7 protein-coding genes are annotated in these 24,114 nt (G+C 77.0%); all 7 read left to right on the top strand.

Going from position 1 to position 24,114, the window contains the following annotated elements:
- Positions 1-6 precede the first annotated feature (6 nt).
- The 7 genes from GXW83_RS14630 (at position 7) to GXW83_RS14605 (ending at position 24,060) form a co-directional block, all read left to right on the top strand.
- A complete protein-coding gene (locus GXW83_RS14630; protein WP_225446983.1) occupies positions 7-15,651 on the top strand; it encodes a non-ribosomal peptide synthetase in 15,645 nt (5,214 codons plus the stop codon).
- Positions 15,546-19,982, top strand: a complete 4,437-nt coding sequence (locus GXW83_RS33995) for a non-ribosomal peptide synthetase (protein WP_225447483.1) — start codon at positions 15,546-15,548, stop codon at positions 19,980-19,982. Before GXW83_RS14630 ends, GXW83_RS33995 begins: the two co-directional genes overlap by 106 nt.
- 116 nt (positions 19,983-20,098) lie before the next feature.
- Positions 20,099-20,302: an MbtH family NRPS accessory protein gene (locus tag GXW83_RS14625; protein WP_182443497.1), complete on the top strand. Its 204-nt coding sequence runs from the start codon at positions 20,099-20,101 to the stop codon at positions 20,300-20,302.
- A gap of 177 nt (positions 20,303-20,479) precedes the next feature.
- Complete coding sequence (locus tag GXW83_RS14620; RefSeq protein WP_182443496.1) at positions 20,480-21,013, top strand: GNAT family N-acetyltransferase; 534 nt, start codon at positions 20,480-20,482, stop codon at positions 21,011-21,013.
- On the top strand, positions 21,013-22,263 hold the full coding sequence (locus GXW83_RS14615; protein ID WP_182443495.1) for an MFS transporter: 1,251 nt from the start codon (positions 21,013-21,015) through the stop codon (positions 22,261-22,263). Before GXW83_RS14620 ends, GXW83_RS14615 begins: the two co-directional genes overlap by 1 nt.
- Before the next feature lie 67 nt (positions 22,264-22,330).
- A complete protein-coding gene (locus tag GXW83_RS14610) occupies positions 22,331-23,296 on the top strand; it encodes an ABC transporter ATP-binding protein (RefSeq protein ID WP_182443494.1) in 966 nt (321 codons plus the stop codon).
- Positions 23,293-24,060, top strand: coding sequence for an ABC transporter permease (locus tag GXW83_RS14605; protein WP_182443493.1), 768 nt, complete (start codon positions 23,293-23,295; stop codon positions 24,058-24,060). The genes GXW83_RS14610 and GXW83_RS14605 overlap by 4 nt, the downstream gene beginning before the upstream one ends.
- The last annotated feature ends 54 nt before the right edge of the window (positions 24,061-24,114 follow it).

Below are 24,114 nucleotides of genomic sequence, written 5' to 3'. Positions count from 1 at the left end.
ACGACCATGACGCCTTCCAAGCGAGACCGCGCCCAGGCCCTGCCCGGGGACCTGCAGGAAGCGCTGCGCCGTCGGCTGGCCGGACGCGCCGGCGGCGAGGGCGGCGGCGCCGACCGGGCCCTCCCGCGCGCCGACCGCGACCGCCCGCTGCCGCTCTCCTCCGTCCAGCAGCGCCTGTGGTTCCTGGACCGGCTGCGCCCCGGCGACCCGCGCTACAACAGCGCGGTCGCGGTGCGCTTCACCGGGCCGCTGGAGCACGGGGCCCTCGCCGGGGCGCTGGCCCTGGTCGTGGCCCGGCACGAGGGGCTGCGGACGATCTTCGACGAGACCGACGGCCGCCCGGCGCAGACCGTGCGGCCGGCCGGCCCGGTGCCGCTGCCGGTGCGGGAACCGACCGCGCCGGAGCACCTGGACGCGGTCCTGCTGGAGGAGTACTCCCGCCCGTTCGACCTGCGGCAGGGGCCGCTGCTGCGGGCCGTGCTGGTGCCCGCGCCGGACGGCTCGCACGTGCTGCTGCTGACCGCGCACCACATCGTCACCGACGGCTGGTCCATGGGCGTGGTGCTGGACGAGCTGTGCACCGCCTACGACGCCCTGGCCCGGGGCGCCGACCCTCAACTGCCCCCCGTGCCCGCCCAGTACCCGGACTTCGCCGTGTGGCAGCGCGAGCAGCTCTCCGGCGCCCGGCTGGAGAAGCACCTCGCCTACTGGAGGGGTCAGTTGGCGGGGGCCGTGGCGCCGGAGCCGCCACTGGACCGGCCCCGGCGCGGCGAGGAGGCCGGTCCCGGCGGGGTGCACAGCTTCACCGTCCCCGCGCCGCTGACGGCCCGGCTGCGCGACCTGGCCGCGCAGCAGCACACCACCCTGTACACCACCCTGGTCGCCGCCGTCCAGGCGCTGCTGGCCCGCTGGTCCGGCCAGGACGACGTCACGGTCGGCTCGCTGACCCCCGGACGCTCCCGCACCGACCTGGAGCGGGCCGTCGGCTGCTTCGTCAACACGGTGGTGCTGCGCACCCCGGTGGAGCGGTCCGCGTCCTTCCGCGACCTGCTGGCGGCCGCCGCCGGAACCGTCAACGACGCCTTCGCGCACGGCGACACGCCCTTCGAACGGCTGGTGGAGGCGGTGGGCGCGCCGCGCGAGGCGGGCCGCAACCCGCTGTTCGACGTGATGGTCCTGCTGCACCCGGCCCCGCCCGCCGCGCCCGCGCCGCAGGGGCTGCGGATCACCCCGGTGGCGGTGCCCCGGCAGGCCGCCACCTTCGACCTGAGCGTGGAGTTCGTCCCGGACGGCGCGGCGCTGACCGGCCTGCTGGAGTACCGCAGCGACCTGTTCGACGCGGCCACCGTGCGGCGGACGGCCGAGCAGCTGCTGCGGCTGCTGGAGGGCGCCGCCGCCGCGCCGGACCGGCCGCTGGACACCCTGCCGCTGCTCTCCGCCGAGGAGACCCGCCGGGTGACCCGGGACTGGAACGCCACCGCGCTCCCCGTGGACGCGGCCACCCTGCCGGAGCTCTTCCAGCGCCGGGCGGCCCTCACCCCGGACGCCCTGGCGCTGGTCGCCGGGGACGAGCGGCTGGACTACGCGACCCTCAACGCCCGCGCCAACCGGCTCGCCCACCAGCTGATCGCCCTCGGGGCCGGACCCGAACAGCTGGTCGCGCTGCGGCTGCCGCGCACCGCCGACCTGGTCACCGCCGTCCTCGCGGTGTGGAAGTCCGGCGCCGGCTACCTGCCGCTGGACCCGGCCCTGCCGGACGAGCGCGTCCGCTACCTGCTGGACGACGCCCGGCCGGCCCTGGTGCTGGACGAGGCCGCGCTGCGCGCGGTGCCCGCCACCGCGCCCGACACCGACCCGGGCGACGCCGACCGGCTCGCCCCGCTGCTGCCGGCCCACACCGCGTACGTCATCCACACCTCCGGCTCCACCGGCCGCCCCAAGGGCGTCGCCGTGCCGCACGCCGCGACGGCCAACCTGCTGGCCGCCCACCGGGCGGGCTTCGTCGCCGACGCGGGCGGCGGCCCGCTGCGGGTGGCGCTGACCGCGTCGTTCTCCTTCGACACCTCGCTGGAGGGGGTGCTGCTGATGGCCGACGGCCACCCGCTGCACCTGGTGGACGAGGTGACCCGGATGGACCCGGCCGCCCTGGTCGAGTACGTGGTCCGGCACCGGGTGGACTTCCTCGACGTGACCCCCTCGTACCTGGCGCAGCTGCTGCCCGCCGGGCTGCTCACCGATCCGCGCCACCGCCCCCGGGTGCTGATGCTCGGCGGCGAGGCGGTCGGCCCCGGCCTGTGGCGCGAGCTGGCGGCGGCGGACGTGGCCGCGTACAACTTCTACGGCCCCACCGAGTGCACGGTCGACGCGCTGGCCTGCCGCATCGCCGGACAGGACCGCCCGCTGGTGGGCCGCCCGCTGCCCAACACCCGCGCGTACGTCCTGGACGGGCGGCTCTCGCCGGTGCCGCCCGGCGTCGGCGGCGAGCTGTACCTGGCGGGCGCCCAGGTCGCCCGCGGCTACACCCGCCGCCCGGGCCTGACCGCGGCGCGGTTCCTGCCCGACCCCTTCGGGGCGCCGGGCGAGCGCATGTACCGCACCGGCGACCTGGCCCGCTGGACCGCCGACGGTCGCCTGGACTACCTCGGGCGCGCCGACGACCAGGTCAAGGTGCGCGGCCACCGGATCGAACCGGGCGAGGTCGAGGCGGCGCTGCTGGAGCTGCCGGAGGTCGGCGCGGCGGCGGTCGTGGCCGCCGCCGACGCGCACGGCCACACCCGGCTGGCGGCCTACGTGGTGCCCGCCGCGCCGGGCTCAGCGCCGTCCGGCGCCGAGCTGCGGGCGGCGCTGCGGCGGGTGCTGCCCGACCATCTGGTGCCGTCCTCCTTCACCGCGCTGGACGCCCTGCCGCTGACCGCCAGCGGCAAGCTGGACCGCCGCGCGCTGCCCGCCCCCGACCCCGAGGGCGACGGGCGGCAGCGGGAGTTCGTCGCCCCGCGCACCCCCGACGAGGAGGTCCTGGCCGGGGTCTGGGCCGAGGTGCTGGGCGTGGCGCGGGTGGGCGTCACCGACAACTTCTTCGAGCTGGGCGGCGACTCGATCCTGAGCATCCAGGCCGTCTCCCGGGCCCGCGCCGCCGGGCTCCAGCTCAGCTCGCGGGACGTCTTCCGGCACCAGACCGTGGCCGACCTCGCCGCCGCGGCCCGCCCGGACCCGGCCCCGGCCGCGCCCCGGCGGCCGCACGATGACGGGCCCGCCCCGCTGACCCCGGTCCAGGAGTGGTTCTTCGCCGCCCACGGCCCGCTGCGCCACTTCAGCATGTCGCTGCTGCTGGACCTGCCGCGCGACCTGGACGAGCGGGCCCTGGAGCAGGCGCTGCACGCGCTGGTGGCCGCCCACCCGGCGCTGCGCACCCGCTTCACCCGCACCGGGGACGCCTGGGTGCAGCAGCCCGGCGCGGCCCCCGCCGCCGGGCTGCTGACCCGGCACGACCCGGCCGCGGACGCCGCCGACCCGCAGGCCGTCCAGGACGCCCGGCTCCGGGCCGCCGACGCCGCCCGCGCGGCGCTGGACCCGGAGACCGGCGCCCTGCTGCGCGCGGTCCTGCTGCCGCCGTCGGACGGGGCCCGGCCGCAACTCTTCCTGACCGCCCACCACCTGGCCGTGGACAGCGTCTCCTGGCGGCTGCTGCTGGCCGACCTGGAACAGGCCTACCGGCAGGCCGCGGCGGGCGAGCCGCCGCAGCTGGAGCCCGAGCACACCCCGTTCACCGACTGGGCCCGGCACCTGGCCGAGCGGGTGCGTGACGGGGGCTTCGACGCCGACCTGCCGCACTGGACGGCCGAGGCCCTGGCGCCCGCCGCCGCCCTGCCGGTGGACCGGCCCGGCACCCCGCTCGCCGGAACCGTGCGCACCGTCCGCACCCGGACCGACCGCGCCACCACCGAGGCCCTGCTCCGCCGGGTTCCGGGGGTGTACCGCACCCAGGTCAACGACGTGCTGCTGAGCGCGCTGGGCCGGGCGCTCGCCGACTGGACCGGCGCGCCGCGGGTGGCCGTCGCCCTGGAGGGCCACGGCCGGGAGGACCTCGGCGGCCCGGCCGGGCAGCACCCCGACGTCTCCCGCACGGTCGGCTGGTTCACCAGCCAGTACCCGGTCACCCTGGCCCCGGTCGGACCGGCCGGGGCGCCCGACTGGGCCGCCACCCTGAAGGGCGTCAAGGAGCGGCTGCGGGCCGTGCCCCGGCACGGCCTGGGCTACGAGGCGCTGGCCCGGCTCGGCTCGCCGGACGCCGCCGCCCGGGCGCTGCGGGAGGCGCCGTTGCCGCAGGTGTCCTTCAACTACCACGGCCAGTGGACGGCCCCCGCAGGCGGCGACTTCGCCCCGGCCGGGGACGCCCCCGGCCGGGACATCGCCCCCGACGAGCCGCTGGACCACCTGCTGGACGTGACCGCGGTGGTGGCCGACGGCGAGCTGGAGATCACCTGGCACTACAGCGACCAGGTGCACCACGCGGAGACCGTCCGCGCCCTGGCCGACGCCATGGCCGCCGCGCTGGCCGCCATCGCCGAGCACTGCGCCCGCCCGGACGCGGGCGGGCGCACCCCCTCCGACTTCCCGCTGGCCCGGCTGGACCAGGCGGCCGTGGACCGGCTGGTCGGCGCGGGGCGGGAGGTGGAGGACCTGCTGCCGCTCACCCCGCTCCAGGAGGGCATGCTCTTCCACCGCCTGGTCGGCGGGCCGGACGACGTCTACGTCGACCAGGCCGCGCTGCTGCTGGAGGGCGTGGCCGACCCGGACGCTCTGGCCGCCGCCTGGCAGCGGGTGGCCGACCGCACCCCCGCCCTGCGCACCTCGGTGGTGTGGGAGGGCGTGCCGGTACCGCTCCAGGTCGTGCACCGCACCGCCGTGATCCCGGTGACCCAGCTGGACCTGCGGGCCGCCGACCCGCAGCAGCGGGACGACCGGCTGGCCCGGCTGCGCGCCGACGACCTGGCCCGGGGCGTGGACATCGGCGCCGCGCCGCTGATGCGGCTGACCCTGGTCCGGCTGCCCGACGCGCGACTGCACCTGCTGTGGACCTCCCACCACCTGATCCTGGACGGCTGGAGCCTGGCCCAGGTGCTCACCGACGTCTTCGAGGAGTACGCGGCGCTGACCACCGGCGCCGCGGCGCGGCCGTCCGTGCGCCGACCCTTCGGCGACTACGTGCGCTGGCTGGCCGAGCAGCAGCCCGAGGGCGCCCGCGAGCACTGGCGGGGCGTGCTGGACGGCTTCGCCGCCCCGACCCCGCTGCCCGCCGACCGGATCCGGCGCGGGGTCCACCGGACCCGGTCGGCGGGCGTCCACCCGGCCGGGCTGTCCGCGGAGGGGTCCGACCGGCTGGCCCGCACCGCCCGGCGGGCCGGGCTGACCCTGGGCACCCTGGTCCAGGGCGCCTGGGCGCTGCTGCTGTCCCGCTACAGCGCCGAGCCGGACGTGCTGTTCGGGACGACCGTCTCCGGACGCCCGGACGAGCTGCCCGGCGTCGAGTCGATGATCGGCATGTTCATCAACACCCTGCCCACCCGGGTGCGGGTGGACGGCGGGCGCACCGCCGCCGACTGGCTCCGGGAGCTGCAGCAGGCGCAGGCCGAGGCGCGGCGCCACGCCGCGGTGTCGCTGGCCGAGCTGACCGGCCTGAGCGACGTGCCGTCCGGCAGCGCGCTGTTCGACAGCATGGTCGCCTTCGAGAACTATCCCTTCGACGAGACCCGCACGGCCGGCTCCGGCGTCCGCCTGGCCGGCGTGGACTCCCGCGACGCCACCAACTACCCACTGGTGCTGCGGGCCTACCAGGGCGAGCGGCTGGGCTTCGACCTGGCCTACGACCCGGAGTTGTTCGACGCGTCGACCGTGCGCACCCTGGCCGACCGGCTCTGCCTGCTGCTCACCGAACTGGCCGACGACCTGGACCGTCCGCTGCGCGCCCTGGCCTGGACCACCGCCGGGGAGCGGCGGCGGCTGCTGGCCGACTGGAACGGCGCCGCCGAGGGCCGCCCGGAGCAGACCCTGGTGGACCTCTTCGAGGCGCAGGCCGCCCGCACCCCGCACGCCGAGGCGGTCAGCTTCGGCGGCGAACGCCTCGACTACGCCGAACTGGACGCCCGGGCCGGCCGGCTGGCCCACCGGCTGGCCGAGCTGCAGGCTGCGCCGGAGCGGTTCGTGGCGCTGGCGCTGCCCCGCTCGGTGGACCTGGTGGTGGCCGTCCTCGCCGTCCTCAAGACCGGCGCGGCCTACCTGCCGATCGACCCGGCGCTGCCGCCCGAACGCCTCGCCGGACTGCTGCGGGACGCCGGGCCGGTGGCGCTGGTGACCGCCTCCGAGGAGGCCGGCGACGTGGCGCGGGGCACCGGCGTGCCGGTGCTGGCGCTGGACAGCGCGCAGGTGCGCGCCGACCTGGCCCGGCGCCCGGTCGCCGGATTGGACCCGGCCCGCCGCCCGCTGCCGGAGAACACCGCCTACGCCATCTTCACCTCCGGCTCCACCGGCCGCCCCAAGGGCGTGGTGGTTCCGCACGCCAACGTGGTGCGGCTGTTCAGCAGCACCCGGGACCGGTTCGGCTTCGGCCCGGACGACGTGTGGACGCTGTTCCACTCCTACACCTTCGACTTCTCGGTGTGGGAGCTGTGGGGCCCGCTGCTGCACGGCGGCCGGCTCGTCGTCGTGCCCGAGGACACCGCCCGCTCCCCGGAGGACTTCCTGCGGCTGCTGGCCGACGAACAGGTCACCGTCCTCAACCAGACCCCGTCCGCGTTCTACCCGCTGGTGCGCGCCGACGCCGAACACCCGGCGACCGGCGACCGGCTGGCGCTGCGCACGGTGGTCTTCGGCGGCGAGGCGCTGGACGTCACCCGGCTCGCCGACTGGTACGACCGGCACCCGGACACCGCGCCGCGGCTGGTGAACATGTACGGCATCACCGAGACGACCGTGCACGTCACCTGGGCCCCGCTGGACCGGGCGGCGGCCCGGGCCGGGGGCGCCGGGCCGATCGGCACCGGCATCCCCGACCTGCGGGTGTACCTGCTCGACGGCGACCTGGCCCCGGTGCCCCCGGCGGCGGTGGGCGAACTGTACGTGGCGGGCGAGGGCCTGGCCCGGGGCTACCTGAACCGGCCCGGTCTGACCGCGACCCGGTTCGTCGCCGACCCGTTCGGGCGGCCCGGCACCCGGATGTACCGCACCGGCGACCGGGCCCGCTGGCGGGCCGACGGCACCCTGGAGTACCTGGGCCGGGCCGACCAGCAGGTGAAGATCCGCGGCTACCGGATCGAGCCCGGCGAGATCGAGGCCGCCCTGCTCGCCCACCCGGGCGTGGGCGCCGCCACCGTGGGCGTCCACCAGGACGCCTCCGGCACCCGCCGGCTGGTGGCGCACGTCGTCGCCGCCGGGCGGGCCGCGGAGCCGCCGTCCGCCGCCGAGCTGCGCACCCACCTGGAGCGCCTGCTGCCGGCGTACATGGTGCCCGCCGCCTACGTCCCGATGGCGGCGCTGCCGCTGACCGTCAACGGCAAGCTCGACCGGCGCGCCCTGCCCGCGCCCGGCCCGGACGGCTTCGCCGCCGGGCGCCACCGCACCGCCCCGCGCAGCCGCGCCGAACAGCTGGTCGCCGCCGCGTGGGCGGACGTCCTGGACACCGCCGAGGTCGGCGCCGACGACAACTTCTTCGCCCTCGGCGGCGACTCCATCCTGGCCATCCGGGTCACCTCGCGGCTGCGCGCGGCCTTCGGCGCGGACGTCTCGCCCCGGCTGCTGTTCACCCACGCCACCCTGGCGGAGCTGGCCGCCGCGCTCGGCGACCCGGCCGGGGACGGCGCCCCCTCGGCCGACGCCATCCCCGCCGCGGCCCCGGACGCCGAGCCGCCGCTGTCCTACGCCCAGCAGCGGCTGTGGTTCCTGGACCGGTTCGAGCCGGGCAGCACCGAGTTCACCACCCTGTCCGTGCTGCGCCTGCGCGGCCCGCTGGACCAGGGCGCTTTGCGCGCCGCCCTGGACGGCCTGGTGGCCCGGCACGAGGCGCTGCGCACCACCTTCGCCGAGCAGGACGGGCGGGCGCGGCAGGTCGTGCACCCGCCGCACCCGGTCGCGCTGGCGTACGACGACCTCACCGGGGAGCCCCCGGCGGCCCTGGACGCGCTGCTGGAGCGGGTCGCCGCCACCCCCTTCGACCTGGCCGCCGGGCCGCTGCTGCGGGCCCGGCTGGTGCGCTGCGCCGAGGACGAGCACGTGCTCGTGCTGGCGGTGCACCACATCGCCACCGACGGATGGTCGGTGGCCGTCCTGGGCCGGGACCTGGGCGAGCTGTACGCGGCGGCGCACGAGAACCGCGGCCCCGGGCTGCCCGCCCTGCCGGTGCGCTACGCCGACTACGCCGCCTGGCAGCGCTCCCGCACCGACCGGGCCGAGGCGGACCTCGCCCACTGGCGCCGGACCCTGGACGGCTCGGCCCCGCTGGAGCTGCCCACCGACCGGCCCCGGCCCGCCGTGCGCACCCGCGAGGGCGCCCTGGTCGCCTTCACGCTGCCGGCCGAGCTGACCGAGCGGCTGCGCGCCCGGGGCCGGGAGGCCGACGCCACCCTCTACATGACCCTGCTGGCCGCCTGCCAGGTGCTGCTCGCCCGCTGGACCGGCCAGCAGGACATCGCCGTCGGCACCGTCACCTCCGGCCGGGAGCGGCCCGAACTCGCCGACGTGGTCGGCATGTTCGTCAACACCCTGGTGCTGCGCGGCACGGTCCGCCCGGAGCTGTCCTTCCGCGAGCTGCTGGCCGAGGCGCGCGACACCGTCCTGGACGCGTTCGCCCACCAGGAGGTGCCCTTCGAACGGCTGGTGGACGCCCTCCAGCCGGAGCGCGACACCAGCCGCACCCCGCTGTTCCAGGTGATGGTGGCGCTGCACAACCTGGGCGCCGAGGTGCCCCGGCTGCCCGGCCTGGAGGTGGAGCCGGTGGCGCCGCCGATCCGGCACGCCGGCTTCGACCTGGCCTTCGACTTCGTCGAGCGCGACGGCGCGCTGACCGGCTACCTGGAGTACAGCACCGGCCTGTTCGACGCGGACACCGCCGAGCGGCTGGCCGCCCGGCTGCGGACGCTGCTGGAGGCCGCGGCCGAGGACCCGGGCACCGCCGTCGGCGCGCTGCCGCTGATGACGGCCGACGAGCAGCGGCTGGTGCTCCGGCAGAGCCGGGGCGGATCGGTGCCCGTGCCGGACACCGACTTCGCGGCCCTGTTCGAGGCGCAGGCCGCCCGCACCCCGCACGCCACTGCCCTGGTGGCCCGGGACGCCACCCTGGACTACGCCGCGCTCAACGGGCGGGCCAACCGGCTGGCCCGCCACCTCGCCGCCCTCGGCGCGGGCCCGGAGCAGGTGGTCGCGGTCCGGCTGCCGCGCACCTCGGAGCTGCTGGTGGCGCTGTTCGCGGTGCTCAAGGCGGGTGCCACGCTGCTCTGCCTGGACCAGGAGCTGCCCGAGGAACGGGTCCGCCACCTGCTGGAGGACGCCCGGCCGAGGACGGTGCTGACGGCGGACGCGCTGCGCGAGGTGCCCTGGGAGCAGCTGCCCGCCCACGACCTCACCGACGCCGACCGCACCCGCCCGCTGCTGCCGCAGCACACCGCCTACATCGTCTACACCTCCGGCTCCACCGGTCGGCCCAAGGGCGTCGCGGTGGAACACCGCCACCTGGTCAACCTCTGCCAGGACCACCGCGAGGGCCTGGTCGCGCCGCACACCGGGGACGGGCACCGGCTGCGGGCCGCGCTCAGCGCCTCGTTCTCCTTCGACACCAGCTGGGAGGGGCCGGTCCTGCTCGCGCTCGGCCAGGAGGTGCACCTGATCGACGAGGAGGTGCGCATGGACCCGGAGGCGTTCTGCGCCCAGGTCGCCGAGAGCCGCCTGGACCTGGTCAACGTCACCCCCTCCTTCCTGCGCGAGCTCACCTCGGCCGGGCTGCTCGCGCCCGGGCGGCACCACCCGCGGCTGCTGCTGGTCGGCGGCGAGGCCGTCCCGGCCGCCGCCTGGCCGGGGCTGTGCGCGGTGCAGCAGCTCGGCGTGACCGCCTACAACATGTACGGGCCCACCGAGTGCACCGTCGACGCCGTCTACGGCCGCTGCACGGACCGCCCCGACCGCCCGGCCATCGGCCGCCCCGGCCGCAACCTGCGGGCGTACGTGCTCGACGGCGCGCTGCGGCCGGTGCCGCCCGGCGTGCCCGGCGAGCTGTACCTGGCCGGGGCGCAGGTGGCGCGCGGCTACCTGAACCGGCCCGGCCTGACCGCCGCCCGCTTCCTGCCCGACCCGTTCGGGCCGCCCGGTGAGCGCATGTACCGCACCGGCGACCGGGCCCGCCGGGACGGGGACGGGCTGCTGGAGTTCCTCGGCCGGGTCGACGAGCAGATCAAGATCCGCGGCTTCCGCATCGAGCCCGGCGAGATCGAGGCCGCCCTGCTGGACCACCCGGACGTCGCCGACGCCGTGGTCACCGCCCGCGAGCACGCCGGCCGGCTGATGCTCGTCGGCTACCTGGTGCCCGGCGCCGACCGGGTGCCGCCCGCCGAGGAGCTGCGGGCCCGGCTGCGGCGGACGCTGCCGGACCACATGGTGCCCGCCGCGTTCGTCCCACTGGACCGCATCCCGCGCACCACCAGCGGCAAGACCGACCGCCGCGCGCTGCCCGCCCCGCCCGAGCAGCCCGACCGCGCCACCCCGTACACCGCACCGCGGACCGGCACCGAGGAGCGGCTGGCCGCGATCTGGGCCGAGGTGCTGGGCCTGGAGCGGGTGGGCGCGCAGGACAACTTCTTCGCGCTCGGCGGCGACTCCATCCTCAGCATCCAGATCGTCTCCCGCGCCCGTGCCGCCGGGCTCGCGCTCACCACCAAGGACATCTTCCGCTACCAGAGCGTGGCCGAACTGGCCCTGCGGGCAGGCGAATCGGCGCCGGTCCGGCCGGACGCCGACAGGGACGCCCCGCCCGCCGAGGCGCCGCTCACCCCGATCCAGCACTGGTACCTCGACGGCCGCCGCCCCGGCGACGCCCTGCGCTTCAGCATGACCCAGCGGCTGGAACTGGCCCCCGGCACCGACCCGTCGGCGCTGCGCCGGGCGGCCCTCGCCCTGGTCCACCACCACCCGGCGCTGCGCACCCGCTTCCGCCGCACCGGCGCCGACTGGCGGCAGGAGGTCACGGACGGGTCGGCGGACGCCGTCTTCACCCGGCACGACGTGGCCGGCCTCCCGGCGGAGGCGCTGGAGGCCGAGGTGCGACGCGCCACGGACCACGCCCGCGCGTCGCTCGACCCCGGCGCGGGCCGGATGGCCCGGGTGCTGTTCTTCGACCGCGGCGCCGAGCAGCCGGGCCAACTCGTCGTCACTGTGCACCACTTGGCCGTGGACGGCGTCTCCTGGCGCATCCTGCTGGCCGACCTGGAGGCGGCGTACCGGGCGGCCGAGGCCGATCGGCCGGTCGAGCTGCCCCCGGCGGGCACGTCCTACGGCCGCTGGGCCGCCCGGCTGGAGCAGCACACCCGCTCCGGCGCGCTGGCCGCCGACGCCGACCACTGGGCCCGCACCTGCGCGGCCCCGGCCGAGCTGCCCGCCGGGCGGCCCGGCCGCAACACCCACGGCGCCGCCGCCACCGTCACCGTGGCGCTGGACCGGCAGGCCACCGACGCGCTGCTGCGGCAGCTGCCCGAGGTCTACCGCACCCAGGTGAACGACGTCCTGCTGAGCGCCCTGGGCCGGACCCTGGCCCGCTGGTGCGGGCGCGACACCGTGCTGATCGGCGTCGAGGGCCACGGCCGTGAGGATCTCTTCGACGACGTCGACCTGTCCCGGACGGTGGGCTGGTTCACCGCCGAGTTCCCGCTCGCCCTGACCGTCGCCCCCGACGCCGGCTGGCACGACACGCTGCGCTCGGTCAAGGAGCAGCTGCGCGCCGTCCCGCTGCACGGGCTGAGCCACGGCGCGCTGCGGTACCTGCTGCCCGACAGCCCCCTGGCCGACGCCCCGGCACCGGCCGTGGGCTTCAACTACCACGGGCACTGGAACACCGGCTCCGGCACGGACTCCCCCGGCCTGTACCGGGGCTCGCTGCCCCCGGCCGGCGGCGACACCGACCCGGACGAGCCCCGCCCCTACCTACTGGACATCACCGGGGCGGTCCAGGACGGAAGCCTCGAACTGGGCTGGACCTACCCGGCGGACGTCTACGACGAGGCCACCGTGCGCCGGCTGGCCGAGGAGATGTGCGCCGCCCTGCGCGACATCGCGGCGCACTGCGCCCGCCCCGGCAGCGGCGGCCGCACCCCCTCCGACTTCCCGCTCGCCGGGCTGGACCAGGACCGGCTGGACCGGCTGGTCGGCGACGGGCGGGAGGTCGCCGACGTCCTGCCGCTGACGCCGCTGCAGTCCGGGATGGTCTTCCACGGGCTGGTCGGCACCGAGGGCGCCTACGTCGACCGGACCGCGATCCGGCTGTCCGGGGTGGCCGACCCGCTGGCGTTCGCCACGGCCTGGCAGCAGGTCGCCGACCGCACCCCGGCGCTGCGCACCAGCGTGCACTGGCGCGGCCTGCCGCACCCGGTGCAGGTCGTCCACCACCGCGCCGACCTGCCCGTCACGCACCTGGACTGGCGCGGTCTGCCGCCCGAGCGGCGGGAGCAGGAGACCGAGCGGCTGCTGGCCGAGGAGCGGGCCACCGGCATGGACCTGGCCGCCGCCCCGCTCACCCGGCTCACCCTGGCCGCCCTGGACGGCGAGGAGGTACTGCTGCTGTGGTCCGCCCACCACCTGATCCTGGACGGCTGGAGCACCGGGCTGCTGCTCACCGAGGTGTGCGAGGCGTACGCCGCGCTGACCGGCGGCCCGCAGCGGCCCCGGCCCGCCCGACGGCCGTTCGCGGACTTCCTGCGCTGGCTGGACGGGCAGGACCAGGAGGCGGCCGAGCGGCACTGGGCCGACGCCCTGGACGGCTTCACCGCCCGCACCCCGCTGCCGTACGACCGCACGCCCGCCGAGGCGCACCGGGCCCGCTCCACCGAGGCCGTCCGCCACGAGCTGGACGAGACGGTCTCCAACCGGCTGCGGGAGACCGCCGCCCGCGCCGGACTGACCGTCAACACCGTGCTGGAGGGTGCCTGGGCGCTGCTGCTGGCCCGCTACAGCGGCAGCGACGACGTGGTGTTCGGCACCACCGTCTCCGGGCGCCCGGCGGAGCTGCCCGGCGTCGAGTCGATGATCGGGCTGTTCATCAACACCGTGCCGACCCGGGTCCGGATACCCGCCGGCGGCGTGCGGCCCTGGCTGCGGGAGCTGCAGGAGCGGCAGAGCGACAGCCGGCGCTTCGACCACCTGGCGCTGACCCGGGTCCAGGCGCTGAGCGGCGTGCCGTCCGGCGAGCCGCTGTTCGACAGCATGCTGGTGTTCGAGAACTACCCGGTCGACGAGTCGGCCGCCGCCCGGACCGGCGTGCACGTGCGGGAGGTGCGCGCCGACGACGCCACCACCTTCCCCTGGTGCCTGCGCGCCCACCTGGCCGAGCGGCTCGGCTTCGACCTGGCCTACGACCCGGCGCTGTTCGACCGCGCCACCGTGGAGCGCGCGGCGGAGCGGCTGGCCGTACTGCTCACCGCCCTGGCCGACGGCGTCGACGGCGACCTCGGCGAGCTGGAGCTGCTCACCGCGGCCGACCGGGAGCTGCTGGCGTCCTGGCAGGCCACCGCCCGCCCGGCGGCCCCCGGCAGCCCGGTGCAGGTCTTCGCCGAGCAGGCCCGGCGCGCCCCCGGGGCGGTCGCCCTGCGGGACCGCGACCGAGAACTGACGTACCGTCAACTGGCGGACTGGTCCGACCGGCTGGCCTCCCGGCTGCTGGCCGACGGCCTGGCAGCCGAGGACCGGGTGGCGCTGGCGATGGACCGCTCGGCCGAGTTGGTCGTCGCCCAGCTGGCGGTGCTCAAGGCGGGCGGCGCCTACCTGCCGCTGGACACCCGGGCCCCCGAGGAGCGCCGCCGCGCCCTGCTCGCCCAGGCGGGCGCGCGGGTCCGACTCACCGCCGACCAGGTCGCCGCCGCACGCACCGACGCCGCCACGGAACCGGCCCGCCCCGCGCCTGCGGCCGACCCGGACCGGCTGGCGTACGTGATGTTCACCTCCGGCTCCACCGGGCAGCCCAAGCCGGTGGCGGTCCGCCACCGCGACGTGGCCTCGCTGGCCACCGACAGCCGCTTCGCCGACGGCAGCTGCGCCCGGGTGCTGCTGCACTCGCCGACCGCCTTCGACGCCGCCACCTTCGAGGTGTGGGCCCCGCTGCTCAACGGCGGCTGCGTGGTCGTGGCCCCCGACGGGCCGCCGGACGCGGCGCTGCTGCGGCGGCTGTGCGGTGAGGGCGGGCTGACGGCGCTGTGGCTGACCGCCGGACTCTTCCGGCTGCTGGCCCAGGACGCGCCGGACTGCTTCGCGGGCCTGCGCCGGCTGTGGACCGGCGGCGACGCGGTGCCCGCCGCGGCCGTGCGCCGGGTCCTGGCCGCCTGCCCCGGCCTGAGTGTGGTGGACGGCTACGGACCCACCGAGACCACGACCTTCGCCACCTCCTTCGCCCTCGTCGACCCGGCGGCGGTGCCCGGCACCGTGCCCATCGGCCACCCCCTGGACGACACCCGCGTGCACGTCCTGGACGGACGCCTGCGGCCGGTCCCGCCGGGCTGCGCGGGCGAGCTGTTCGTTGCGGGCGAGGGCCTGGCCCGGGGCTACCTGGGCCGCGCCGGCGACACCGCCGCGCGCTTCCTCGCCGACCCCGCCGGGCCGCCCGGCGCCCGCATGTACCGCACCGGCGACCTGGCCCGGCGGCGTCCGGACGGCGCCGTGGAGTTCCTGGGCCGCGCGGACGACCAGGTGAAGATCCGCGGCTTCCGGGTGGAGCCCGGCGAGGCGGAGGCCGCGCTCGCGGCCCACCCGGACGTCGAGGACGTCGCCGTGCTCGCCCGCGAGGACCGGCCCGGTGCCAAGCGGCTGGTGGCGTACGTGGTCGGCCCGGCCGCGGACGACCCGGAGGAGCTGCGGGCCTTCGCCGCCCGTACGCTGCCGGACTACCTGGTGCCCTCCGCCTTCGTCCCGCTCGCCGCCCTCCCGCTGACCGGCAACGGCAAGGTCGACCGGGCGGCCCTGCCCGCGCCGGAGCCGGACCCCGGCACCGGCCGCGGCGAGCCGGTCGCGCCGCGCACCGAGGCCGAGCGCCGCACCGCGCAGGTCTTCGGCGAGGTCCTGGGCATCCGGCCGCCCGGTGTCGAGGACGGCTTCTTCCAGCTGGGCGGCGACTCCATCCTCAGCATCCGGCTCACCTCCCGCCTGGCCGAGGAGTTCGGCACCGACCTCACCCCCGGGCGGTGTTCACCCACCCCACACCGGCCGGGCTGGCCCGCCTGCTCACCGAGCGGCGGCAGCAGGGCGGCGGCGCCATCGTCCCGGTCGCCCGCGACGCGGCGGCGCCCCTGTCGTACGCCCAGCAACGGCTGTGGTTCCTGGAGGAGTTCGCGCCCGGCGGCACCGAGTACACCACCGCACTGGCGCTGCGGCTGCGCGGCAGCACGGACACCGGCGCGCTGGGCGCGGCCCTGACCGCGCTGGCGGCCCGGCACGAGTCGCTGCGCACCACCTTCGACAGCGCCGACGGCCGGGGCGTGCAGACCGTCCACCCACCGCAGCCGCTGCCGCTGCCGCTGCACGACCTGTCCCATCTGCCCGAGGAGCAGCGCCGGTCGGCACTGCGCCGGCTGCTGGCCGAGGAGCGGGCCCGCCCCTTCGACCTGCGCCGGGGGCCGCTGCTGCGCACCGCCCTGGTGCGGCTGGCCGAGGACGAGCACGTACTGGCCCTCAGCCTGCACCACATCGTCACCGACGGCTGGTCGACCTCCGTCCTGCTGAACGACCTGGCCCATCTCTACCGCGCCGAACTCGGCTCCGCCGAGGGCCCGTTGCCGCCGCTGCCGGTGCAGTACGCCGACTACGCGCACTGGCAGCGCAGCAGCGGCGGCTCCGACGACCAGCTCGGCTACTGGAAGCAGCAGCTGGCCGGGACCGAACCGCTGCGGCTGCCCACCGACCGGCCCCGGCCCGCGGTGCGCACCGGCAACGGCGCCGCCACCCGGCTGGAGCTGCCCGCCCGGACCGCCCGCCGCCTGGCCCGGATCGGCCGCGAGCAGGGAACCACCCTGTTCACCACGCTCGTCGCCGCCGCCCAGGCGTACCTGGCCCGGCTCAGCGGCGACGACGACATCGCCGTCGGCACCGTCACCTCCGGCCGCGACCGGCCCGAGACCCGGAACCTGGTCGGCTTCTTCGTCAACACCCTGGTGCTGCGCTCGCGCGTCCAGCCCCGGCAGCCCTTCACCGGGCTGCTGGCCGACGTCCGGCAGACCGTGCTGGACGCCTTCGCCCACCAGGACGTGCCGTTCGAACGGGTGGTGGACGAGGTGCAGCCGGCCCGGGACACCAGCCGCACCCCGCTCTTCCAGGTCATGGTCGTGCTGCAGAACACCCCGTCGGCCGACCTCGACCTGCCGGGCCTGGAGGTCACGGACGTCGAGACCGAGCTGGAGCAGGCGGCCTTCGACCTCACCCTGGAGTTCGCCGAGGCCGAGTCCGGCGCGCTGCACGGCCTGATCACCTACAACACCGACCTGTTCGACGCGGCCACCGCCCAGCGGATGGCGGACCAGCTCGGCGCCCTGCTCACCGCCGTCGCGGAGGACCCGGCGCGCCCGGTCGGCGCGCTGCCGCTGACCTCCGACGCGGAGCTGAAGGCCCTGCTGGAGCAGGCGCAGGGCACCTTCCGCCCGGTACCCGAGGCGACCCTGCCGCAGCTGTTCGAGCGCCAGGCGGCCCTTACCCCGGACGCGCCGGCGCTGCTGGACGGCGGCCGGGAGCTGACCTACGCGCAGCTGGACCGGGCGGCCAACCGGCTGGCCCACCGGCTCATCGGGCAGGGCGTGGGGCCGGAGCGGCTGGTCGCGCTGGCGCTGCCCCGCGCGGCGGAGATCGTGCTGGCGCAGCTCGCCGTCGCCAAGGCCGGCGGCGCCTTCCTGCCGGTGGACCCGGACTACCCGGCCGGGCGCCGGGAGTTCATGGTGCGGGACGCGGGTGCCTTCCTGGTGCTCGACGACCCGGCCGGGCTGTGGGCCGACGACGGCCCGCAGACGGCGCCCACCGACGCCGACCGCACCGCCCCGCTCACCCCCGGCCACCCCGCCTACGTCATCTACACCTCCGGCTCCACCGGCACGCCCAAGGGCGTGGTGGTGACCCACCGGGGGCTGGCCGGCTTCGCCGCGGCCGCCGCCGAGCAGTACGCGGCGGGCCCCGGCGACCGGGTGCTGCAGTTCGCCTCGCCCAGCTTCGACGCCTCCGTGCTGGAACTGTGCGTCTCCCTGCTCAGCGGGGCCGCGCTGGTCACCGGCGAGGAGGGGCCGCTGGTCGGCGAGCGGCTGGCCGAGGTGCTCGCCGAGCGGCGGATCAGCCACACGCTGATCCCCCCGGCCGCGCTGGCCACCGTGGAGCCGGGGACGGCGGGCGCCCTGCCCGCCCTGCGCACCCTGATCGTCGGCGCCGAGGCCTGCCCGGCCGACCTGGTCGACGTCTGGGCCCCCGGCCGCCGGATGATCAACTCGTACGGTCCCACCGAGGCCACCGTGGTGGCCACCTGGACCGGCCCGCTGGCACCGGGCGCGGGCGCGCCGCCGATCGGCCGCCCGGCCGGAGCCGCCCGGGGGTACGTCCTGGACACCGCCCTGCGGCCGGTCCCGCCCGGCGCCACCGGCGAGCTGTACGTGGCCGGTCCCGGCCTGGCCCGGGGGTACCTGGGCCGCCCGGGCCTGACCGCCCAGCGGTTCCTCGCCGACCCGTTCGGCGCGCCGGGGGAACGGATGTACCGCACCGGCGACCTGGTGCGCCGTCACGCCGACGGCGACCTGCGCTTCGTCGGCCGTCTGGACGACCAGGTCAAGCTGCGCGGCTTCCGGATCGAGCCGGGCGAGGTCGAGAGCGCGCTGCGGCGCAGCCCGCTGGTGCGCGACGCGGTCGTCACCGTGCGCTCCGACGCGCCCGGCGAGGGGGCGGCGGCGGGCCCCGGCCGGCTGGTGGCCTACGTCGTCCCGGCGGACGGCCCCGACCCGCTGCCGGAGCGGGCGCCGGTGCTGGAGCTGCGCGCGCACCTGGCCGCGCTGCTGCCGCCGCACATGATCCCGTCCGTGTTCGTGCCGCTGGAACGGCTGCCGCTGACCCCGAACGGCAAGACCGACCGGCGGGCCCTGCCCGACCCCGGCCCGGCGCAGGCCGCCGCCGGGCCGCGGGTCGCGCCGCGCACCGACACCGAGCGCCGGGTCGCCCGCATCTGGGCCGACGTCCTGGGCGTCGAGGGGATCGGCGCCGACGACAACTTCTTCGCCCTGGGCGGTGACTCCATCCTGAGCATGCAGGTGGTGTCGCGGCTGCGCAGGGACGGCCTGCACCTGGCCACCCGGGACCTGTTCACCCACCAGACCCTGGCCGAGCTGGCCGCCGTGGTGCGCGCCGCCCCGCAGGGCGGCGGCGAGGGCCCGGTGACCGGAGAGGTGCCGCTCACCCCCATCCAGGAGTGGTTCCTGACCACCCCGCGCGCCGCGCACCGGCACTTCAACCAGTCGACGCTGCTGGAGCTCGGCGCCGACCCCGACCCGGACGCGCTGCGCGCCGCCCTGGACGCCCTGCTGGAGCACCACGACGCCCTGCGGATGCGGTTCACCCGGGACGAGGACGGCTGGCACCAGTTCAACCCGCCGCCCGCCCGCACCGACGACGTCCTGGTCCGGCACGACCTGACCGGACTGTCCGCCGAGGAGGCCGACGCGGCCGTGCAGAAGGCCGCCGACGAGCTGCACACCGGCTTCGACCTGGCCACCGGCCCGCTGCTGCGGGCGGCTCTGTTCACCGGCGACCCCGGTCGGCCCGCCCTCCTGCTGCTGGTCGCGCACCACCTGGTCGTGGACGCCGTCTCCTGGCGGGTCCTGCGCGACGACCTGGAGAGCGGCTACCGGCAGGCCGTGCAGGGCGGCCCGGTCGCGCTCGGGGGGCGCGGCACCTCCTTCCGGGAGTGGGCGCTCGGGCTGGCGGCCCACGTCGCCGGGGGCGGCCTGGACCACGAACTGCCCTACTGGGAGCAGGCGGTGGCCGCCGAGGCGGTCGCGCCGGACCGCCCCGCCGGGGCTGTCCCGGCCGAGACCGCGGCGGTGACCGTGGAGCTGGCGCCGGAGGACACGGAGGCCCTGCTGCGGGCCGCCCCGACCGCCTACCGCACCCGGGTCAACGACGTGCTGCTGGCCGCGCTGGCCCTGGCCCTGGCCCGCTGGACCGGGCGCGACCTGGTCCGGCTGGACCTGGAGGGCCACGGCCGCGAGGACGTGCTCGACGGCGTGGACCTCTCCCGCACGGTCGGCTGGTTCACCACCGTCTACCCGGTCGCCCTCCAGGTGCCCGCACCCGACGACTTCGGCCCGGACCGCGACTGGCGCTCGCTGGTGAAGTCGGTGCGGCGGCGGCTGCGCGAGGTGCCCGGCAACGGGCTGGGCTTCGGCGCGCTGCGCACCTTCGGCCCGCCCGAGGTCCGCGAGCGCCTCGCCGCCGGTGGGCAGGGCGGGGTGGTGTTCAACTACCTCGGCCAGTGGGACAGCCGCCCGGAGGCCTCCGACGGCGGCGGCCTGGTCCGGGCCGAGCACGGCTCCTTCGGCCAGGACCACGACCCCAGGGACGGCGGCTCCCACCTGGTGGAGGTGGTGGGCGCGGTGCAGGACGGCCGCCTCGCCTTCACCTGGCACCACCGCCCCGCCGTCCACGACACGGCGACCGTGCGCCGCGTGGCCGAGGAGTTCGCCGAGGCACTGCGTCACATCGCCCGGCACGCCCGAGGGGCCCGATGACGCCTCCCCCGCCGAGCGCCGGGGCGCCGGGCGCGGCCCGCGCTCCCCCGCTGCTCCCCCGCGCACCGCAGTGACGACACCCGAACAACGACACGCCGATGACGAAGGAACGCGACATGGACGAGAACACCCGCTACCAGGTGCTGCGCAACGACGAGGAGCAGTACTCGCTGTGGCCGGTCGACATCGAGGTTCCCGCGGGCTGGCAGCCCGTCGGCAAGGAGGGCACCGAGGCGGAGTGCTCCGCCTACGTCGACGAGGTCTGGACCGACATGCGCCCGCGCAGCCTGCGCGAGCGCATGGAGAACACCGGGGCCTGACCAGGCCGCCGCACGGGGGCGCCGTCCGCACGCCGCGGCCGGCGCCCCCGGCCCGCCCCGAACGCCACCGCCCGACGTCCGCAGCCCGCCGCCCCGCCGTCCGGACACCCCGCCGTCCGAACACCGCACCGCACCCGCACCCCACTCCCGACCCCCGACACCTCCGAGGAGCCCGCCATGACCCCCGCCCTGCGCACCGAGCACCTGGATTTCCTCCCCTACCGGGCCGAGGACGAGGACGTCTTCACCGCCCTGCTGCGCAACGAGGACGTGTGCCGCTGGATGGGCCAGGAGCTGGCGCCCGAGCCGGACATCCGCGCGCTGTTCCGCGCGATCCTGACCGACGTCTACCCCACCCGCAGATTCGACGTGTGGGGCCTGTGGCTGGACGGGGCGTACGCCGGGCACGCGGAGGTGAAGCGGACCGGAAACGTCGACGGCCACGAACTCGTCACGGCGCTCGCCCCGCAGTTCTGGGGCCGGGGGCTGGGCAGCGAGGTGATCCGCGGCCTGCTGCGCCACTCCGCCGAGGACCTCGGGCTCACCGAGGTCTACGGGATGGTGGGCGCGGAGAACACCGCCAGCCTGACCATGTGCCGCCGCCTGGGCTTCCGGCACCTGCGCGACGTCGTCGGCGACGACGGCTCGGTGACCAGGATGCTGGTCGTCCCCACCACGGCGCCGGCCGTCCCCGCGACGGAGCCCGCCTGATGCGGCCCGCCACCGAGGACGCCACCGACACCCCGGCCGCCGACCCGTCGCCGAGCCTGTGGCGCAACCGCGCCTTCAACCTGCTCTGGACCGGCCAGTGCCTCTCCGACGCGGGCAGCGCCATGGCCGGGCTGGCCCTGCCGCTGCTGGTGCTGCAACTGACCGGCTCCCCGACCCAGGCCGGTCTCGTCGGCACGGCCGCGCTGGTCGTCACCACGGTCTGCCGGCTGCCGGCCGGCGTCCTGGTCGACCGCTGCGACCGGCGCCGGCTGATGATCGTCTGCGATGCCTTCCGGGTCGTCGCGTACGCCGTCCTCGCCTGCGCGGTGGTGACCGGCGTGGCCGACCTGGCGGTGATCCTGGCCGTCGTGGCCGGGGGCTCCGCCGCGACGGCCGTCTTCAGCACCGCCGAGTACGCCGCGGTCCGCAGCCTGGTGCGCCCCGACCAGATCGTCTCCGCCGTCGCCCGCAACGAGGCGCGCTCCTACGGCACGTCGCTGGCCGGACCGCCCCTGGGCGGCCTGCTGTTCGGGCTGGCCAGGGCGCTGCCGTTCTTCGGCAACGCGCTGACCTTCCTGCTGTCGCTGGTGGCCGTGGTGTGCATCCGCCGACCCCTGCAGCAGCCCCGGCCGCAGACCGCGCCGTCCGCGGACGCGGGCGGCTGGGAGGGGCTGCGGTTCGTGCTGGGCAATCCGTTCCTGCGGGCGCTGCTGGTGATCGCCGCGCCGCTCAACATGGCGTTCACCGGCATGATCTTCGCCATGACCATCTCGCTGCGGCGCTCCGGGATGTCCCCGGTCCTCGTCGGCCTGGTCACCACGGTCCTCGGGGTGGGCGGCTTCCTCGGGGCCTTCGCCGCGCCGTCCCTCCAGCGCCGGCTGCGCCTGCCCGCGCTGATCACCACGATCTGCTGGTCCACCGCCGTGCTGATGGCGGTGAGCGTGCTGCTGTCCCCCAGCGTCGTGACCGCGGTGCCCCTGGCCGCCGCGGTGTTCCTCGGCCCCACCGCCAACGCCGCCCTCTTCGGCTACCAGGCGGCCATCACCCCGGACCGCCTCCAGGGCCGGGTGGTCAGCGTGATCCTGCTGGCCGCCACCTCGGCCGCCGCCCTGGCGCCCGCCCTCGCGGGAGCGCTGCTGGCGCAAGTCCCCGGCCGTGCCGCGATGCTGGCCTTCCCGCTGCTGGTCGCCGCCTCCGCCCTGGCCGCCACCTTCGGCCGGGGCCTCAGGTCGCTGCCCGCCCAGCAGTGAGGTTTGTCATGGGTGTTGGTGACGGTCCGCACTGCCCGGCGCGCTCCGCCGGCCCGAGGCTTGGAGCATGGACAACGGAGCGAAGGTGATCGAGGCCGCCGGTGCGCGCCGCCGTTACGGGGGCGGCTTCGAGGCGGTACGAGGGGTGTCGTTCTCGGTGGGGCGGGGCGAGTTGTTCGCGCTGCTGGGGACCAACGGGGCGGGCAAGACGTCCACCCTGGAACTGCTGGAGGGGCTGGCCCGGCCGAGCGACGGCACGGTCCGGGTGCTGGGCCGGGATCCGCACACGGAGCGGGCCCTGGTCCGTCCGAGGACCGGGGTGATGCTCCAGGAGGGCGGATTCCCGGCCGAGTTGACGGTGGCCGAGACCGCGCGGATGTGGGCCGGCTGCGTCAGCGGCGCCCGGCCCCGGCAGGAAGCGCTGGACCTGGTCGGGCTGGGCGGCAAGAGCGGGGTGCGGGTCAGGCAGCTGTCCGGCGGCGAGCGGCGCCGACTGGACCTGGCGCTGGCACTGCTGGGCCGACCGCAGGTGCTGTTCCTGGACGAGCCGACCACCGGCCTGGACCCGGAGGGCCGGCACCACACCTGGGAGCTGGTCCGCGCGCTGCGGGCCGAGGGCACCACCGTGCTGCTGACCACGCACTACCTGGAGGAGGCGGAGGCGCTCGCCGACCGGCTGGCCATCATGCGCCAGGGCCGGATCGTCGCCCTCGGCACCCCCGCCGAGGTGACCGGCGCCCGCCCGGCCCGGATCACCTTCGACCTGCCGCCGGACCGGCACCCCGGCGACCTGCCGCCGCTCCCGCAGATCGGCGTCCTGCGGCACGAGCTGCGCGACGGCCGGATGGTGCTGCACACCGACCGGCTCCAGCACACCCTCACCGCACTGCTGCGGTGGGCCGAGCAGGCGCGGTTCCCGCTGGACCGGCTGGACGCGCGGACGGCCTCGCTGGAGGAGGCCTTCCTGGCCATCGCCGGGGACACGGCGGACGACCTGGCGCCGGACACGGCAGCGGAAAGGGCAGGACGATGACCGCCGCCACCCGGGTACGCGCGCTCGGACGCGCCGAGCTGACCCTGCTGCTGCGCAACCGCACCGCCCTCGCCGTCGCCCTGCTGCTGCCGGTCGGCTCGGTCGCGGCCTGGCGGCCCGCCATGGGACAACTGTCCGGCAGCGGGGCGATCGGGCAGCTGAACCGGCAGCTGACGATCGGCGGCATCGGCCTGGTGCTGCTGTACGTCGTCTACTACAACCTGGTCACCGCCTATGTCGCGCGCCGGGAGGAGCGGGTGCTGAAGCGGCTGCGCACCGGCGAGCCGACCGACCTGGAGATCCTGGCCGGAACCGCCGTCCCGGCCGTGGCCGTGGCACTGGCCCAGTGCCTGGCCCTGGTCGCCGCCGGGACCGCGCTGCTGCACCTGGGCCTGCCCCGGCGGCCGGACCTGCTGCTGGCGGCGCTCGTCCTGGGCATCGTGATGCAGGTCGTCCTGGCCGCCGCGTCCTCGACCCTGACCCGCAGCGTGGAACTGGCGCAGCTCACCACGGCGCCGCTGCTGGTGCTCTCGGCGGTAGGCTCGGGCCTGCTGATCCCGCTGGCGTCGATGCCGCAACTGATGGGGGAGGTCTGCCGGTGGCTCCCGCTGACCCCGGTGCTGGACCTGGTACGGGCGGGCTGGGTCGGCGGCGCGGCGGCCGGTCCGGCCCCGGTGCTGCGCGACCTGGGCGCCGCGCTGGCCTGGACGCTGCTCTCCGGCTACGCCGTACGCCGCTGGTTCCGCTGGGAACCGCGCCGCTGATGACCCGTCCGCCGACGACCCGCGCCGCCGACGACCCGTGCCGCGACCAGGCCC

Source organism: Streptacidiphilus sp. PB12-B1b (assembly GCF_014084125.1).
In the GTDB taxonomy this organism is placed as follows: domain Bacteria; phylum Actinomycetota; class Actinomycetes; order Streptomycetales; family Streptomycetaceae; genus Streptacidiphilus.
The sequence above is the reverse complement of the archived record's forward strand: the minus strand, read 5'-3'. Positions and strand labels throughout refer to the sequence as shown.